The 16,986-nt window shown below is 70.9% G+C and carries 15 protein-coding genes and 1 pseudogene; 10 read left to right on the top strand and 6 right to left on the bottom strand.

The features are described 5' to 3' along the window. Positions 1-15: 15 nt before the first annotated feature. Complete coding sequence (locus P3L51_RS00595) at positions 16-915, top strand: alpha/beta fold hydrolase (protein ID WP_354602973.1); 900 nt, start codon at positions 16-18, stop codon at positions 913-915. Positions 916-984: 69 nt separating this feature from the next. On the opposite strand, the gene P3L51_RS00590 is transcribed toward P3L51_RS00595, so the two are convergent. Next, the gene (locus P3L51_RS00590) at positions 985-1,470 is read right to left on the bottom strand and encodes a beta-class carbonic anhydrase (RefSeq protein WP_354602972.1); all 486 of its coding nucleotides are present in this window, start codon (positions 1,468-1,470) and stop codon (positions 985-987) included. Positions 1,471-1,738: 268 nt separating this feature from the next. Here P3L51_RS00590 and P3L51_RS00585 point away from each other — a divergent pair, with 268 nt between their 5' ends. After that, a complete protein-coding gene (locus tag P3L51_RS00585) occupies positions 1,739-3,100 on the top strand; it encodes a bifunctional o-acetylhomoserine/o-acetylserine sulfhydrylase (RefSeq protein ID WP_354602971.1) in 1,362 nt (453 codons plus the stop codon). Further along, entirely contained in the window at positions 3,097-4,251 is a 1,155-nt protein-coding gene (gene metX, locus P3L51_RS00580) for a homoserine O-acetyltransferase MetX (protein ID WP_354603003.1), read from the top strand. Before P3L51_RS00585 ends, metX begins: the two co-directional genes overlap by 4 nt. 9 nt (positions 4,252-4,260) lie before the next feature. On the opposite strand, the gene P3L51_RS00575 is transcribed toward metX, so the two are convergent. Further along, positions 4,261-4,866 (bottom strand): DJ-1/PfpI family protein, encoded by a 606-nt coding sequence (locus P3L51_RS00575; protein WP_354602970.1) that lies wholly within the window; start codon positions 4,864-4,866, stop codon positions 4,261-4,263. A gap of 16 nt (positions 4,867-4,882) precedes the next feature. Further along, a complete protein-coding gene (locus tag P3L51_RS00570) occupies positions 4,883-5,854 on the bottom strand; it encodes a GlxA family transcriptional regulator (RefSeq protein WP_354602969.1) in 972 nt (323 codons plus the stop codon). A 154-nt stretch (positions 5,855-6,008) separates the two neighbouring features. On the opposite strand from P3L51_RS00570, the gene P3L51_RS00565 reads away from it, so the two are divergent. Both P3L51_RS00565 and P3L51_RS00560 read left to right on the top strand, forming a co-directional pair. Continuing rightward, the gene (locus P3L51_RS00565) at positions 6,009-7,187 is read left to right on the top strand and encodes a S8 family peptidase (protein ID WP_354602968.1); all 1,179 of its coding nucleotides are present in this window, start codon (positions 6,009-6,011) and stop codon (positions 7,185-7,187) included. 161 nt (positions 7,188-7,348) lie between these two features. Beyond that, positions 7,349-7,693, top strand: a complete 345-nt coding sequence (locus P3L51_RS00560) for a hypothetical protein (RefSeq protein ID WP_354602967.1) — start codon at positions 7,349-7,351, stop codon at positions 7,691-7,693. A 173-nt stretch (positions 7,694-7,866) separates the two neighbouring features. Here the strand turns inward: P3L51_RS00560 and P3L51_RS00555 are convergent, their stop codons facing one another. Then, on the bottom strand, positions 7,867-8,784 hold the full coding sequence (locus P3L51_RS00555) for an FkbM family methyltransferase (protein ID WP_354602966.1): 918 nt from the start codon (positions 8,782-8,784) through the stop codon (positions 7,867-7,869). Positions 8,785-8,983: 199 nt separating this feature from the next. On the opposite strand from P3L51_RS00555, the gene P3L51_RS00550 reads away from it, so the two are divergent. Continuing rightward, entirely contained in the window at positions 8,984-9,871 is an 888-nt protein-coding gene (locus P3L51_RS00550; protein ID WP_354602965.1) for an LLM class F420-dependent oxidoreductase, read from the top strand. 102 nt (positions 9,872-9,973) lie between these two features. On the opposite strand, the gene P3L51_RS00545 is transcribed toward P3L51_RS00550, so the two are convergent. Then, complete coding sequence (locus P3L51_RS00545) at positions 9,974-10,378, bottom strand: nitroreductase family deazaflavin-dependent oxidoreductase (protein WP_354602964.1); 405 nt, start codon at positions 10,376-10,378, stop codon at positions 9,974-9,976. Between the two features lie 394 nt (positions 10,379-10,772). Continuing rightward, a pseudogene (locus tag P3L51_RS00540) lies at positions 10,773-11,168 on the bottom strand (hypothetical protein); the annotation flags it as partial. Between the two features lie 353 nt (positions 11,169-11,521). Between P3L51_RS00540 and P3L51_RS00535 the strand changes: the two are divergent. From P3L51_RS00535 to P3L51_RS00520, 4 genes are all read left to right on the top strand, one after another. Beyond that, positions 11,522-13,402 carry a hypothetical protein gene (locus P3L51_RS00535; RefSeq protein ID WP_354602963.1) on the top strand — a complete coding sequence of 627 codons (1,881 nt, stop codon included), beginning with the start codon at positions 11,522-11,524 and terminating at the stop codon, positions 13,400-13,402. A gap of 133 nt (positions 13,403-13,535) precedes the next feature. Further along, complete coding sequence (locus P3L51_RS00530; protein ID WP_354602962.1) at positions 13,536-14,369, top strand: nucleotidyltransferase domain-containing protein; 834 nt, start codon at positions 13,536-13,538, stop codon at positions 14,367-14,369. A 37-nt stretch (positions 14,370-14,406) separates the two neighbouring features. Then, positions 14,407-14,616: a hypothetical protein gene (locus P3L51_RS00525; RefSeq protein ID WP_354602961.1), complete on the top strand. Its 210-nt coding sequence runs from the start codon at positions 14,407-14,409 to the stop codon at positions 14,614-14,616. Positions 14,617-14,927: 311 nt separating this feature from the next. Continuing rightward, a complete protein-coding gene (locus tag P3L51_RS00520) occupies positions 14,928-16,985 on the top strand; it encodes a bifunctional aldolase/short-chain dehydrogenase (RefSeq protein ID WP_354602960.1) in 2,058 nt (685 codons plus the stop codon). Position 16,986 lies beyond the last annotated feature (1 nt).

Raw genomic sequence — 16,986 nt, 5'->3', positions numbered from 1 at the left:
ACACAGGAGCCCCGCATGATCCCGAATGACGCCGTGTCCCACAGCGACGTACCCCGGAGCGCCACGCACCAGGTCGAGGCGAACGGCGTGCGCCTGTGCGTCCAGACCTTCGGCAGCCCCACCGATCCGGCCATCCTGCTGATCAGCGGCGCGACGAGTTCGATGGACGGCTGGGACGAGGGGTTCTGCGCCCGGCTCGCGGCCGGCGGACGGCATGTCGTCCGCTACGACCAGCGTGACACCGGGCAGTCCGTCGTCTCCCCGGCCGGCGCCCCGGACTACACCTTCAACGATCTGATCGCGGACGTCGTCGGTCTGCTGGACACGTTCGGTGTGGACCGAGCGCATCTGGTGGGCATCTCCATGGGCGGCGGCGTCGCGCAGTCCCTGGCCGTCGCCCACCCGGAGCGGGTCGCGACGCTCACCCTCGTCTCCACGAGCCCGGCGGGTCCCACCGAATCGCAACTGCCGCCGCCCTCCCCGCGCCTGAGCGCGTCGTTCACCGATCCGGCCCCCGAGCCGGACTGGTCGGACCGTGCGGCGGTGATCGCGTATCTGGTGGCGGGCGAGCGGCTGTTCACCGGTTCGGCGTCGTTCGAGGAGGAAGCGGTACGGGAGTTGGCGGGCCGCGTCGTCGACCGCTCCACGGACATCGAGGCGGCCATGAAGAATCACTGGGTGCTCGGGGAGGACGAGAAGCCGGTCGCGGTCCGGCTGGCGGACGTGTCCGCACCCACGCTCGTCCTGCACGGCACCGAGGATCCGCTCTTCCCCCTCGACCACGCGCGTGCGCTGGCCGAGGGGATCCCCGACGCCTGTCTGGTCACCCTGGACGGGGTCGGTCACCAGGCGCCGCCGGCCCGGGTCTGGGACACGGTGATTCCCGCCGTCCTGCGCCACACGGACCGGAGCTGACGCCTGCCCGGGTGCGCCCGGGACCGCCCGGAACCGGCCCATCCCGTCCCGGGCGCACGGGCGCACCATTCACTTCACTTCTTCGAGCTGTCCCGTCGCCACGTCGAAAATGAATCCACGTACCGCGTCGGTGTGCGGAATGAACGGGCTGACGGTGATCCGGCGAATCGACTGACGTACGTCCTCCGCCAGATCCGTGAATGCCTCCGGGGACCACGGCGGCCGGATCCCCGTCTCGTTCTCGATGTCCCGCTTGAAATTGTCGTCGGTGAAAGAGAGCATCCCGCAGTCCGTGTGGTGGATCAGGATGATCTTTCGAGTACCCAGCAGCCGCTGACTGATCGCCAGGGAACGGATCCCGTCGTCGGTGACCGCTCCCCCGGCGTTCCTGATGACATGGGCGTCGCCCTCGTTCAGGCCGAGAATGCGGAAGATGTCCAGCCGTGCGTCCATGCAGGCCACCACGGCTAGCCGACGGAACGGGGGCAGTTGCCGAGGGCCCGCGAAGGACTCCGCGTAGACCGCGTTGTTGGCGAGGAATTCCGTGACGGACACGACGGACCCACTTTCCACAGTTGACGACGGAGCCACGGTAGAGGGCCGAAATTCGAACAGCGAAGACGACAGACCGCCTCGCCACAGCTTTGCAATAGTCCGGCAATAATCAAGCTGTGTTGCCGCTTCATTTCAGTCTCGTGGCCATTGAGGCGCCGCACTTCCGGCCCTGTCTGCCGCCCTTTACGGTCCGGAGTCACGCGCCGGTTCCTGTCCGCCGTCGCGATCCGCCGACTCCGTTCTTCTCACCCGTGCGAGGCCGTCAGCCATGAGCCAGCCCGTCGATTCCGTCACCGCGGGGCACACTCCCGACGACAGTTCCCGTCAGGACCCCGGCGCCGCCTGGTCCTTCGAGACCAAGCAGATCCACTCGGGTGCCGAGCCCGACCCGACGACCGGCGCCCGTGCGGTACCGATCTACCAGACGACCTCGTTCGTCTTCCGCGACACCGAGCACGCCGCCGCCCTCTTCTCGCTCGCCGAGCCCGGCAACATCTACACCCGGATCCACAACCCCACGCAGGACGTCTTCGAGCAGCGGATCGCCGCGCTGGAGGGCGGTGTCGCCGCCGTGGCGCTCGCCTCCGGGCAGGCCGCCGAGACGCTCGCGATCCTCACCCTGGCCCGCTCCGGCGACCACATCGTCTCCAGCACCTCGCTCTACGGCGGGACCTACAACCTCTTCCGCCACACGCTCCCGCGCTTCGGGATCGAGGTGTCCTTCGTCGACGACCCGGACGACATCGACGCCTGGCGGGCCGCCGTCCGACCCAACACCAAGGCCCTGTTCGCCGAGACGCTCGGCAACCCGCGCGGCAACGTCCTCGACGTACGGGCGGTCGCCGACGCGGCCCACGACGCGGGTGTACCGCTGATCGTCGACAACACGGTGCCCACTCCCTATCTGCTGCGCCCGATCGAGCACGGCGCGGACATCGTCGTCCACTCGGCGACCAAGTTCCTCGGCGGGCACGGCACGACCATCGGCGGTGTGGTGGTGGACGCCGGCACCTTCGACTTCGGCGCGCACGCCGAGCGGTTCGAGGACTTCCACACCCCGGACCCGAGCTACCACGGGCTGCGCTACTGGCCGGACCTCGGCCCGAGCGCCTTCGCGGTGAAGCTGCGCGTCCAACTGCTGCGCGACATCGGCCCGGCGCTCTCACCGCACTCCGCGTTCCTGCTGCTCCAGGGCGTCGAGACGCTGAGCCTGCGCGTCGAGCGCCACACGTCCAACGCCCTGGAGCTGGCGCGCTGGCTGGAGCGGCGTGACGAGGTCGCCGAGGTGCACTACCCGGGTCTGGAGTCCAACCGCTGGCACGGGGCGGCCGAACGCTATCTGCCGCGTGGCGCCGGTGCGGTTCTCTCCTTCGAGCTGCGCGACGGTGTCGAGGCGGGCAAGCGGTTCGTGGACGCGGTGGAGCTGTTCAGCCATCTGGCCAACATCGGTGACGTACGGAGCCTGATCATCCACCCGGCGTCGACGACCCACAGCCAGCTCGACGAGGAGCAGTTGACGGCCACGGGCACCGCTCCGGGACTGGTGCGGCTGTCGGTGGGGCTGGAGCACATCGACGATCTGAAGGCCGATCTCGAAGCGGGGTTCCGCGCCGCCAAGGCCGCGTCCTGAGCACGGCGCCGCCGACCGCGCTCCCCCTCCCGCCGGCCACCGGGGCCTGGCGGGAGGGGGATCCGCCGGGCCGCCGCGCCTGGGTGACCCTGCGGGACCCGCTGCCGCTGGAGGGCGGTGGGTCACTGCCCGGGGTGCGGATGGCGTACGAGACGTGGGGGCGGCTCGCCGCCGACGGGTCGAACGCGGTGCTGGTCCTGCACGCGCTGACCGGTGACAGCCATGTCGCCGGGCCCGCCGGCCCCGGTCATCCGACGGCCGGCTGGTGGGACGCGCTGATCGGTCCGGGCAGGCCGTTCGACACCCGGCGGTGGTTCGTGGTCGCGCCCAATGTCCTGGGCGGCTGCCAGGGCACGACGGGTCCCGCCTCGGCCGGGCCCGGCGGAACGCCGTGGGGGCCGACGTTCCCGTATCTGACGCAGCGTGACCAGGTGGCCGCCGAGGCCCGGTTGGCCGACGCGCTGGGGATCGGGCGCTGGGCGGCGGTAGTCGGCGGTTCCATGGGCGGGATGCGGGCCCTCGAATGGGCGGTGAGCAGACCGGAGCGTACGGGATCCCTGCTGGTGCTGGCGTGCCCGGCGGCGTCCTCGGCGGAGCAGATCGCCTGGGGCGCCGTGCAGATCGGGGCGATCCGCTCCGATCCCGGCTGGCAGGGCGGCCGTTACCACCGGGCCGGGCCGGGCGAGGGGCCGCACCGGGGGCTGGGGGTCGCGCGCCGGATCGCCCATGTGACGTACCGGAGCGAGCCGGAGCTGGCGACCCGGTTCGGCGGTGAGCCGCAGTCGGGCGAACACCCCTGGCGGGGCGGGCGTTACCAGGTGGAGTCGTATCTGGACCACCACGCCGCCAAGCTGGTGCGCCGGTTCGACGCGGGCAGCTATGTCGTACTGACCGAGGCGATGAACGGCCATGACGTCGGACGTGGCCGTGGTGGCGTCCGCTCCGCGCTGGGCCGGGTGCGGATGCCGACGCTCGTCGCCGGGGTCGGCTCGGACCGGCTCTATCCGCCCGCGCAGCAGGCGGAGTTGGCCGGGGCGATACCCGGCGCCGACCGGCTCAGGATCGTCGAATCGCCGTACGGTCACGACGGCTTCCTCATCGAGACGGGACAAGTCGGCGCCCTGGTCGCGGAGTTGCTGGCCGGGGCGTGAGCGGGCGGATCAGTACGGCAGCGGCTCGTCGGCCAGATAGGGCGGCGCGGGCTCGTACTGGATGTACCGGCGGACCGCGCGGGCGTGGTCACGTCCGTGGAGCCGGCCGACCAGCCACAGGGCCATGTCGATCCCGGCGGAGACGCCCTGGCTGGTGACCAGGTTCCCGTCCACGACGTAGCGGGCGTCGCGGACGACGGTGATCTCACCGCGGGCCTGGAGCTCGTCCTCGAACCCGTGGTGCGTGGCCACCCGCCGGCCGCGCGCGGGCCCGGCCTCGTGCAGGAGGAGGGAGCCGGTGCACACGCCGGTGACCCAGTCGGTCTCGGCGGCCGTCCTGCCGATCCACTCCATCAGCGCGGTGTTGTCCACCTCGCGCCGGGTTCCCCCGCCGCCGGGGACGAGCAGTACGTCGAGCGGCGGGCAGTCGCCGAGCGTGCGGTCGGGCAGGACCCGCATGCCTTTGTTGCAGCGGACCGGGTCGGGGCGCTCGGCCACCAGGACGGCGGTGTCGGTCCTGTCGCGCAGCATCGAGGAGACGGTGAAGACCTCCCAGGGGCCGACGAAGTCCAGCTCCTCCGCGCCGTCGAAGATCAGCAGTCCGTACGTGGTCACGGGCACTCCTTGGTCGTCATGTGCGGTCCTCCGTCGATCGGAACCGGTTCCGGTAGTCGGTCGGTGTCACGCCGCAGTGGCGGTGGAACGCGCGCCGCAGCGATTCGGAGCTGCCGAGTCCGCAGCGGCGCGCGATGGCGGTGACCGGTTCGTCGCCGCCCGTCAGCGCCCGCTGGGCGGCCTCCACCCGTACGCGCTCCACGTACTCGGCCGGACCCGTCCCCAGCTCCGCGGTGAAGCGGCGCTGGAAGTGACGCGGGCTCAGCCCGGCACGGGCGGCCAGGTCCGCGAGGGTGTGCGGCGAACCGGGGTCGGCGTGGACCGCCTCGACGACGGCCCGGATCGGGTCGGTCGCCGGCTGCGCGGACCAGAGGGGGACGCTGAACTGCGCCTGGCTGCCCGGCCTGCGCAGGAACAGCACGAGATGCTGGGCGACGGTGTGGGCGGCCTCCCGGCCGAGGTCGTCCTCGACCAGCGCGAGGGCCAGGTCCATGCCGGCGGTCACTCCGGCGGACGTCCAGACCCGTCCGTCGCGCACGAAGATCGGCCGGGTGTCCACGGTCAGACCGGGATGCTCGCGGCGCAGTTGGCTGTCGCGGCTCCAGTGGGTGGTGACACGGCGTCCGGTGAGCTGCCCGGCGGCGGCGAGCAGGAACACGCCGCTGCACACGGAGGCGATCCGGCGGGCCGTGGTCCCCGCCTCGGCGATCCACGCGACGAGGGCGGGGTCCTTCGCGGCGTCGTCGACCCCGCTGCCGCCGGCCACCACCAGGGTGTCGATCCCGGTGGGATCGACCTCGCCGATCCCGTGGTCGGCGTGCACGCGCAGCCCGCTGGTCGAGCGCGTCGGGCCCGCGACGGGGGCCACGATCCGGCAGTCGTAGCCGGGACCGAGCCGGCCCGCCTGCTGGAACACCTCGAAGGGGCCCGAGAGGTCGAGTGACTGGAACCCCTCGAAGATCACGAAGACGACGCGTCGCTGCTGCACGTCGTCCAGCCTGCGTCCCGGGTGCCGGCGTCGTCAACGACGTACGGCCCACACATCACGCCGTGGGACGGCCGGATCTGGTCGGGTGAACCACCGGCCAGGCTGCCGATGAAGATAATTCGATCATGTTTGAGTACCTTTCATGAAGAATCGTATGAAAATCAGCACGTTCCTGGTCGCCACGGGCGCGATCGTCGTAGCCGCCGGTCCGCTGCCCACCACGGCGGAGCCGGCCGCCGCCGAGCCCCGCCTCGCGCCGCTGCACCGCTCCGCGACGCCTCTGGTCGACCGCTACATCGTCTCCATCGACGCCGCGTTCGACGCGAGGAAGCTGCTCAACCGCGCGGGGGTGAAGCCCCTCTTCACGTACACGAGCGTGCTGCGCGGGTTCGCGGCGGAGCTCAGCGCCGCCCAGCTCAGGACCGTGCGGGCGACGCCCGGCGTGACCGCCGTCGAGCAGGACTCCGAGATCGAGGCGCTGCGGACCGCTCCCCCGAGCAGCCGCGTGCCCGCCTCGTCCTGGGGCCTGGACCGGATCGACCAGCAGGCACTGCCGCTGGACGGCCAGTACAGCGCGAGGAACACCGGCAAGGGTGTCACCGCGTACGTCGTCGACACGGGCATCGATTTCGACCACGACGAGTTCGGCGGGCGCGCCAAGCCGGGCTACGACTCCATCGGTGACGGCCGGCAGGGCAAGGACTGTCAGGGCCACGGCACGCATGTGGCGGGTACGGTCGCCGGCCGTACGTACGGTGTGGCTCCCGAGGCCGACCTGGTGAGCGTCCGGGTCCTGGACTGCCAGGGCAAGGGCACCTGGTCGGGGATCCTCGCCGGCTTCGACTGGGTCGCCACCAACGCCAAGCAGCCGGCCGTGCTCAACGGGTCCCTCGGCGGCCCGAGGTCCACCGCCGTGAACAGTGCCACGACCGCGTTGTCGAGGAAGGGGGTCCTGCCGATCCTCGCCGCCGGCAACGACGGGGTGGACGCCTGCTCGGTCTCACCGGCCTCGGCGCAGGGGGTCGTGACGGTCGGCGCCACCGACAGGGACGACCAGCAGACCGGCTTCTCCAACCACGGGAAGTGCCTGTCGCTGTACGCGCCGGGCGCCGCCATCGTGTCGGCCAAGCTGAACGGCGGCAGCACCGCACTGAACGGCACCTCGATGGCCTCTCCCCATGTCGCGGGCGTGGCCGCGCTCTACAAGGCGGAGCACCCGGAGGCCACCGCCGGCGAGCTCGCCGACTGGCTCGGTGGCGCGGCCACGCGGGACAAGCTGTCCGCCGTCAGCGAGGGCTCACCCAACCGGCTCCTGTTCACCGACGGGCTCTGACAGGGGGCGCCGACGGCCGGAAAAAACCCACATGGCGTATGAAGAAGCGATTCAGCAGCCGCTGTTCGAGCGATGAACCGACTGGTTCGGAGAACATTCGCACAGGCCGGGACAGCCTTTCGACGACCTGTTCCACCCCACCCGCACCATAGGAGTTTCCTGTGCGACTTCGTACCAGTGTGGCTGCCACCGTCGGCGCCCTCGCCCTCGTCATCACCCTGCCGGCTTCGGCCGGCGCGGCCGAGGGTGACTTCACCTACCAGCACAACGACCAGGCCGGCATCGCGCAGACGTCGGGTCTGATGGACCCGCAGAGCCGCGAGTGCATCACGCTCCCCGAGGTCCAGGACGAGCAGTCGGCGGCGGCGCACAGCCCCCGCAACAACACGGACGCCACGGCGACGGTGTTCGAGGGCGCCGACTGTGAAGGCCTCCACTTCAGCCTTCAGCCCAACGGGGGCCAAGCCTCCGAGCAGCTGAAGGTCCGTTCGGTCGTCTTCAGCTGACCGGCTGACCGACCGAACCACCGACCGGCAGATCCGGCCGGCCACCGAGCCGGCCGGATCTGCCGACCAGCCGCCCCGCCACGAGCGCCACGCCCGTGCCGGGGCGGCGCCATGTCCGGGCAGCGGCCGTCTCCGGCCGGGGCCCCGGCGGAGGTGCCGGGCCGCCCGACGCGTCAGGCGTACTCCCTCTCCTTCGGCGCGAAGATCAGGTTGCGGCTCTTCTCGGGGCGGTCGCCGGTGATGGGGACGAGACGGCCGTCGGACTCCGAGATCCAGCGGAAGGTGTAGTCGAGTCCGTCGAAGGGCTCGGTGAGTTTGCCGAGCAGTGTCTTGTGCAGGGCTTCGAGGATGATGACGGGGCGGTCGCGCTTGATGAGACCCCGCGCACCGGCCAGGACGCTCGGCTCGTGGCCCTCGACGTCGATCTTGATCAGGTCGACCGGGGTGTCCCCCAGGGTCTCGTCCAGGGTGAGCAGATGGACGCGGGTGGTGAACGCGCTGGCCGGCGGCTTGGCGAACTCCTCCAGGGAGGAGCCGGTGGAGAGCAGGTTCGACAGCGGGAAGCGGATGTTGATGTCCGCGGTACCCAAGTGGTCGGAGACCCCGTTCTGGTGCAGCACGAGATTCTTCAGACCGTTCGCCCGGTGGTTGACGGCCAGCCTCGCGTGGATCGGCGGCACCGGCTCGAAGGCGTGCACCGTGGCCTTGGGGGCCGCGAGGGAGGCGATCATCGAGTAGTAGCCGACGTGCGCGCCGACGTCGAGGATCGTACGGCTGGTGGCGGCGAGCCGGCTCCAGTGGTGCAGGCTCGCCGACTCGTAACCGAACCGGCCGTTCCACACGGTGTCGAGGGCGACGGCCTCGTCGTTGGCGCAGAACATCACGAACGGCGGACAGTGCTCCGAGTCGATCTCGACCCATCCGTGGTGGGGGAAGCCCTTGCGGTGCTTCGTGAGGATCTCGGAGGTCGTGACGGGCCTGATCCGCGCCGCCTCCCGCTCCGTCCGCCGGTTCGTCTCGTCGAGATCGCGGATCCGGGTGCCGACCCGCGCGCAGACCGGCCGACCCGGTCGCGCCTTCCCGGTACTCACGCTTGATGAGATCTTGCGGAGGATCTTCACGGGGCTCCTTGACGTCGTTCAGGTGGCCGGGATGTAGGCCGATGTTGTCGACACCGAATGAGCGGGGGATGTTGGTGCGGTGAACGCGAAGGGAACCATCCCGTGGTCCGGGCCGGGGCCGGGCGCGGGTGGTGGGGCGGCGGCATCGCCACTGGGCTAGTTTTCACGTATGCCCTCTGACAACGACGCACGTTTCGGCAGGATCGGTATCTGGAGTTCCGCCCTGCACCCCTCGGAGCCGGCCGGCATCGCGGCGGTCTCGGCGGCCGTCGCCGAGCTCGACTCGCTCGGGTACGGAACGATCTGGATGGGCGGCAGTCCGTCGCTCGATCAGGTGGTCCCCGTGATCGAGGCGACCCGGCACATCACCGTCGCGACCGGCATCCTCAGCATCTGGGACCACCAGGCAGCGGCGGTCGCCGAACAGACGGCGCGGATCCGGCAGGCCTCTGCGGGGCGCTTCGTCCTCGGACTGGGCGTCAGCCACAGCGGATTCAACCCGAACTACGCACGGCCCTACTCGGCCATGGTCGAGTACCTCGACGCCCTGGACGCCTCGGCCGACCCGGTGCCCGCGTCGGAGCGCGTCCTCGCCGCGCTGGGCCCGAAGATGCTGAAGCTCGCCGCCGAGCGCGCGGCGGGCGCGCACCCCTATCTCGTCACGGCCGAACACACGGCCGAGGCGCGCGCGACGCTCGGCCCGGACGCGCTGCTCGCGCCGGAACTCACCGTCGTACTCGACACGGACATCGACCAGGCCCGAACCGTCGCGCGCGGGATGCTGTCGATGTATCTGCAACTGCCCAACTACACCAACAACCTGCTCCGACTCGGCTTCGCCGAGAGCGACTTCGCGGACGGCGGCAGCGACCGGCTGCTGGCCGCGCTCTTCGCGCTGGGCGACGCGGAGACGGTACGTGCCCGGGTCGACGAGTACGTGGCCGCCGGCGCCGACCATCTGGCGCTCCAGGTGCTGACCGGCGACCGGAGCAAGGACCTGCCGCTCGCCGAGTGGCGCACGCTGGCGGAGGCGCTGGAACTGACGGCCCGAGCCTGACACACCGTCACGACGCCGCCGGCGCCGACAAGTTGACGTCGACACCGGCGGGGTCGTGACGGACCAGCGGCTTAACGGAAGCGAAGACCACGCACGGACGGGTCAGACGCGTTCCAGGACGATCACGGGGATCTCCCGGTCCGTCTTGGTCTGATACTCGTCGTAGTCGGGCCAGACCTCGGCCATCCGGCGCCACATCTCCGGCTTCTCCTCCGGGGTCGCGGTGCGCGCGCGGGCGGTGAAGCGGTCGCCCTTCACCTGGACATGCACCTCGGGGTCGGCCTGGATGTTGAGGTACCACAGGGGAGGCGCGTCGCTGCCGCCCTTGGAGGCGACGACGAGCAGGTCGTCACCGTGGGGCCGGTAGATGAGGGGGGTGCTGCGCTGCTCGCCGCTCTTGCGGCCGGTGGTGGTGAGGATCAGCGTGGTCGTGCCGTTCTGCCACTCGTGTCCCACCTCGCCGTCGGTCTCCTGGTAGCGCTTGACGTGCTCTTTGCCGAACAGCATCTGCCGTCTCCTTCTGCGTCTCGCTCCGCCCGTGGCATCCGCGTGGGGACGCCCTCGGGCCCGTGCGAATCCGACCGTAGCAACGTCCACGCGATGGCGGCCGTTGTGCGGCGCGTGCCGCGCGCCGCGTGTCCGAGACAGTGAACGGCGCTACGGAGGCAGTTATTCCGAGGCGCCGGTACCGCGATTAGCGGGGCAGCCTGCCCAGTTGCAGCGTGTCGGCGAAGGAGTCGTCCCTCGTACGCAATTTCCCGGGGACTTCCGAGGGCTTTACATATGCGTACGCGTAACCGTACTCACCCTCGTACGCGTGCTCCGCCGCGACCGGTGTCCGGCCGCGCGCGTCGCCGTCGGCGTATCCGTCGGCGTATCCGTCCGGGATTTCCGACTCGTCGATCAGTGAGGGGCTGGCGCGGTCCATCCGCAGCGCGTCCACGGATTCCGCGAGAAGTTCGTATTCCGTCGTTTCGTCTCGTGTGGCGACGCGAATGAGATGACCCGCCGCCAGATGTTCCGCGACACGGTCCTGGTGGTCCTGATTGTCGCGCCAGGCGCGCAGCATCTGGGGAACGTCAGGGACGGTCTCCGCCAAAGGGGCGAGCGCCCGAGCGGGGAATTTGTCGTTGTCGGGGCTCGGATCGAGACGTTCCGCAATCCATGTCGCCCGGTCCCGTAACCACCACAGTGCAAGTGACAGAGTGGGTGCGCGATACGTTCCCAGAGGTACGCCTATACGCTGACCGCCACTGACTCCGTAAGCGGTGACATGGCACAGGAATTCATCATGCACGGCCACTCTCCTCGTGCCGTTCATTGGTGGCCCGGTGGCCTGGGACGTAATGCCTTGGTGCTGAAGGTGCGCGGTGGCGGGGGTGATTCCAGGAGGGCGGAATGAATGATCTTTTGGGGCGCCCCGATGTATTGCCAGACAGTTCGCCGACCGACTGTCACTGCATCATTCTGGCCAGGGTTCGAGTGTGCCAATCCCTCTCCAAGGCCGAATTTTTGTCGCGGCGCGAGAGCGCGTACGCCCGCGGTGGAGACTGCGGGCATCCCCCAACCGCCTTGCACCGCACCGACCTTGACGTTCACTGTATGGAGTAGCAGTGGAACGCTGCGGCACAGGACCACAGGGGGACGTACATGGCCACGGGGAGAAATAGTGAAGATCGAGGGACGGGCGGGGGCTCGGAGGCGGGCGGGGACCCGGCCGCCGACGCGGGGAGGAGCGCCGACGAACCCAACGACGCCGTACCGCCGTCCGTACCGGTGCCGGCCCAGCGGCCGCTGACACCACCGCCGCCCGCTGCGCCGCCCGCGTCACCGCCGGGGCAACCTCCGCTGACACCGCCGCCACCGGCCCAGCCGCCGGCCTTCGGCCCTCCCCAGCCGGCTTTCGGTCCCCCTCCTGCGCCCTCCATTCCTCCCCAGCCGGCTTTCGGTCCTCCTCCCGCGCCCTCCGTTCCTCCCCAGCCCGTCGGCCCGCCGCCCGCCTCCGGTCATGTCGCCGCCGTCGCGCTGCTCAACCTCACCGGCCTCGGGCTCGGTTACGCCCTGATCCGCGACCGGCTCCGGCTCGCCCTCGCCCTGGCGGCGACCGGACTGTTCCTGCTCCTCGTGCTGCCCGCCGACACCGACGGCGCACCCGGCCTTCTTGTGGCGCTGTACGCCCTGGTCCTGATCGGCGCCGCCCTCGACGGCGCGCGGCGCGCGCGTGTCCCGGTCCCCCGGCCGCCGCTGGTGCTCCCCACCCTGCGGCCCGCCGTGGCCGTCGCCCTGGCTCTCGTGCTGCTCGCCATACCGGTGGGCGGGGCCGTCGCCTACGAGGCGGCGCGGGACGAGGCCGTCGAACGGATGCTGCTCGGCAGACTCGACGAGGCCGACAGGAAGGTCGAGGCGACGCGGGAGAGCGGCGGCAGCAGCAAGGACAAGGGGGTGGGCTTCACGGCCGCCCTCGGCGTCTACCGCGAACTCGGCGAGAACGAGGGGGATTCGAGGGCCGGCAAGCTCGTGCCCGAGCGGCTGGCCACGTTCTACGACGCCGTGTCCGTCCCGTACACCGAGAAGGACTACTGCGAGGCCGTCGACGCCCTCAAGTATCTGCGTGACGTGCCCGATTCGGTCGACGCCGCCCTGCTCGGCAAGCTGGCCACGTGGCCCGACCAGCCGCTGGCCACCTCTCTCCTGGAGTGCGGCAAGCAGGGACTGGCCGCGGGTGAGCCGGGCGTCAACGGCGGCGAACTCGCCGAACTCATCTCCACGTTCCCGAAGTCGACGCAGGCCGCGGCCGTGAAACCGGCCGTCGACGCGGCGATCAAGGAGCGTGCCGGGAAGCTGGGCGGAGCCGAACCGTGCACGGCCACCACGGAGTTGGAGAGCATCTCCGAGATGGTGAACTCCTTCGAGACGGACACCGCGGCCCTGAAGAAGAGTGCCGCGTCGGCCGTGGAGTCCGGCACCTACGCGTGCGGTGTGGACCAGTTCAAGGACAAGGATTTCGACCTCGCCCTGGAAACGCTGACCTCGTTCAGGTCCACCTACAAGGACAGCAAGCGCAAGGACCGCGCGCGGGAGATCGCCATCGCCGCCGAGATCGCCGCGGAGCGCGGGGCGGCCGGCAAGCGTCTGCCGCCGGAGAAGGCGCCCGGCGGTCCCCGGCTGGAAGTGGTGATCAGCAATGACGCCTCGGACGCGGTGGAGATCCTCTACACCGGGCCCGTGACCGGCACGATCAAGATCAAGGCGTGCGGCGGCTGCGAGAACTACTCCAGTTACAACGCGGTCGACAAGGCATGCAAGGACTCCGGCAAGGGCTACCCGAAGAAGACACTGCGGCTGCCGGTGGGTGACTACCACTTCCTCCTCAAGCACTCCGGGGCCGCGGCCGACGACGTGACCAGCACGACGGACGGGATGTCGATCGATCCCGGCTACTCGTACACGTACTGCAGCTATGTGGTCGAGTCGGGCCCGTTCGACTCCATCCGGCCCGCGGACCCGATCGACCCGGTACTGGCCAGGTAGGGCCTGCCTCGTAAGATCCACGACATGGGTACGACGTGAGCACGAGCGTGGTCCGAGACCACCACCCGGCGGCCCGGCAGCCACCGGGCCGCGTTCGTGTGCCGTCGACCCGAGCCCAGGAGACATCAGCTCCATGCCCATGCCTCACGTATCGTCCTCCCCCGTCCTGAACCACCGCGCCGAGCGGCTGCGCGAACTCGCCGCGGCCGAACCACGCCTGGACGGCGTCCTGTTGTACGGGTCGTGGACCCTCGGGGAGTCGGACGCGCACTCCGACCTCGACGCGTATCTCTTCGTCCGGGACGCGGACGCCGACACCTTCGACGGGCGGGAGTTCGTCGAGCGGCTGGCGCCGCTGAAGCTGGCCCACACCAATATGTACGGGATCCTCGCCGTGGTCTTCGACGACCTGATGCGCGGGGAGTTCCACATCGATCCGGCGGGGCCCGGCATCGATCTGATCGCGTCGTGGGAGGGCATGGTGCACCTCCCCGACCCCGACTCCGCCGTCCTGCTCGACCGCGGGGGGCGGCTGACCCCGGCCGCCCGCCGGCTCGCCGAATTCCGGCCGCCGGAGCCGGTGTCCACGGCCCAGGAGCTGTGCGACGAACTCGCCAACTGGACGCTGATGCTGGCGCATGTGAAAGCGCGCGGCGAGAGCGCCCGCGCGTACAACCTGCTGCACGCGGTCGTCGGTCCGTTGCAGTTGAAGCTCTGCCGGCTGTTGCGCGGCTCCACGACGCACTGGCTCACGCCGAGCCGCGCGCTGGAACAGGACCTCCCGGAGGCCGACCGCGCACGCCATCTCGCGACCACCGGCGGGGCGCGCCCCGCCGAACTCCGGGCGGCGGCGATGGAGAGCTGGCGGTGGAGCCGCGAGCTGGCCGCCGAGGCGGCGGCGCGCTGGGGCACGGCACTGCCGCTTCAACTGCACGACGAGATCGCGGAGTTGCTGGCCGAGGGGTGAGTCCCGGCGAGGCGCCGCGCCGGGCGCGCGGGCCGGGATGGAGCCGCGACGGCAGGAGAGCGGGTGGTACGCGGCCCGGCCCGCCGCGAGTGTGCTCATGCCCCGGCCCGGGCTCAAGCAGCCGGCGGCAGGCCCCGTGCCGCGCCGGGGGTTCGCCGTCGCGGCCCGCTCCGGTGTCGCGGGCCCCCTCGACGCGGCACGGGACCTGCGCCTCCAGGGACTGATCGCGAGGGCAACCCCCGCCTGAGCCCGTCACTCCCGGCAGGAGCAACCGCCCGGCACCCGACCCTCGTCGCCCCTCGGGCAGATCACCCTCCGAGGAGAGGAACCCTGTGGACGGCGACAGCGGCGACAGCGCGGACGGCGCCGAGGGATGAATTGATTCAAGTCCGGGGTGGGTGGCCCCGCCGGGGCGCCGCTGCGGTCAAGGGGCCCACACGGCAGCGTGCAGGGCGCCGGACAGGGCTCCGTACAGCACCTTGACACGCGTCCGCAGCGCCACCTACCTTCTCAATGAATCGATTCATTCATCGATCAGGGACCGAAGGAAGCCGCTTGATGACGCCCTCACCCGAAGCCGCTCAGGCCCCGCAGGCCGCCGAACTCCTCGCGCGTTCCCACCGTCTGGGTGCCGACCCCCGCAACACCAACTACGCGGGCGGCAACACCTCCGCCAAGGGCCTGGCCCCCGATCCGGTGAGCGGCGACGACACCGAGCTGATGTGGGTGAAGGGCTCCGGCGGGGACCTGGGCACACTCACCGGGCCGGGCCTGGCCGTACTGCGGCTCGACCGGCTGCGGGCGCTCGCCGAGGTGTATCCGGGCGTGGAGCGCGAGGACGAGATGGTCGCCGCCTTCGACTACTGCCTGCACGGCAAGGGCGGCGCGGCCCCCTCCATAGACACCGCCATGCACGGTCTGGTGGACGCCCCGCACGTCGATCATCTGCACCCCGACTCCGGCATCGCGCTCGCCTGCGCGGCGGACGGCGAGGCGCTGACGGCGGAGTGCTTCGGTGAGCGTGTGGTGTGGGTGCCCTGGCGCCGGCCCGGCTTCCAACTCGGCCTGGACATCGCCGCGGTGAAGGAGGCCAACCCGCGGGCGATCGGCTGTGTGCTCGGCGGCCACGGCATCACCGCGTGGGGCGACACGTCGCGGGAGTGCGAGGAGAACTCGCTGAGCATCATCCGGGAGGCCGAGCGGTTCCTCGCGAAGCGCGGCAGGCCGGAGCCGTTCGGGCCGGCCCTGGACGGATACGGCGCGCTGCCCGACGGCGAGCGGCGGACGCGCGCCGCCGCGCTGGCCCCCCTGCTGCGCGGGCTGGCCTCGACGGACCGGCCGCAGGTGGGTCACTTCACCGACAGCGAGCCCGTGCTGGACTTCCTGGCCCGTGCCGAGCACCCGCGTCTCGCGGCCCTCGGCACGTCCTGCCCGGACCACTTCCTCCGTACGAAGGTCCGGCCGCTGGTCCTCGATCTGCCCGCCTCCGCGCCGCTCGACGAGGTGACGGCCCGCTTCGCGCGGCTGCACGAGGAGTACCGCGCGGAGTACGCCGCCTACTACGACCGGCACGCCGACGCCGACTCGCCGGCGATGCGCGGCGCCGACCCGGCGATCGTGCTGGTACCGGGCGTGGGCATGTTCTCGTACGGCAAGGACAAGCAGACGGCGCGGGTGGCCGGCGAGTTCTACCTCAACGCGATCAATGTGATGCGGGGCGCCGAGGCGGTCTCGTCGTACGCGCCGATCGAGGAGTCGGAGAAGTTCCGGATCGAGTACTGGGCGCTGGAGGAGGCGAAGCTCCGGCGGATGCCCGCCGCGAAGCCGCTGGCCACCCGCGTCGCGCTGGTGACCGGTGGCGGGTCGGGCATCGGGAAGGCCATCGCGCACCGGCTGGCCGCCGAGGGCGCGTGCGTGGTCGTCGCCGACGTGAACGCGGAGAGCGCGGCGGAGGTCGCCGGTGAACTGGGCGGCTCGGACCGGGCGTTGGCGGTCACGGTCGACGTGACCGACGAGGACGCCATCGCCGCCGCCTTCCGCGAAGCGGCGCTCGCCTTCGGGGGCGTGGACCTGGTCGTCAACAACGCCGGTATCTCGATCTCGAAGCCCCTGCTGGAGACGACCGCGCGGGACTGGGACCTCCAGCACGACATCATGGCGCGCGGCTCGTTCCTGGTCTCGCGGGAGGCCGCGCGGGTCATGACCGAGCAGGGGCTCGGTGGCGACATCGTCTACATCACGTCGAAGAACGCGGTGTTCGCCGGTCCCAACAACATCGCCTATTCGGCCACGAAGGCGGACCAGGCGCACCAGGTCCGGCTCTTGGCTGCGGAGTTGGGCGAGCACGGGATCCGGGTCAACGGTGTCAACCCGGACGGGGTGGTGCGCGGGTCGGGAATCTTCGCGGCGGGCTGGGGGGCTCAGCGGGCGGCGGTGTACGGGGTGGCGGAGGAGAAGCTGGGCGAGTTCTACGCCCAGCGGACGCTGCTCAAGCGCGAGGTGCTGCCGGAGCATGTGGCGAACGCGGTGTTCGCCCTGACCGGCGGCGATCTCACACACACCACCGGGCTGCACATTCCCGTCGACGCGGGTGTCGCCGCGGCGTTCCTGCGCTGAG

Source organism: Streptomyces panacea (genome assembly GCF_040560175.1).
Classification (GTDB): domain Bacteria; phylum Actinomycetota; class Actinomycetes; order Streptomycetales; family Streptomycetaceae; genus Streptomyces; species Streptomyces panacea.
Note: the sequence above shows the minus strand (reverse complement) of the source record. Positions and strands in the feature narration are given on the sequence as shown.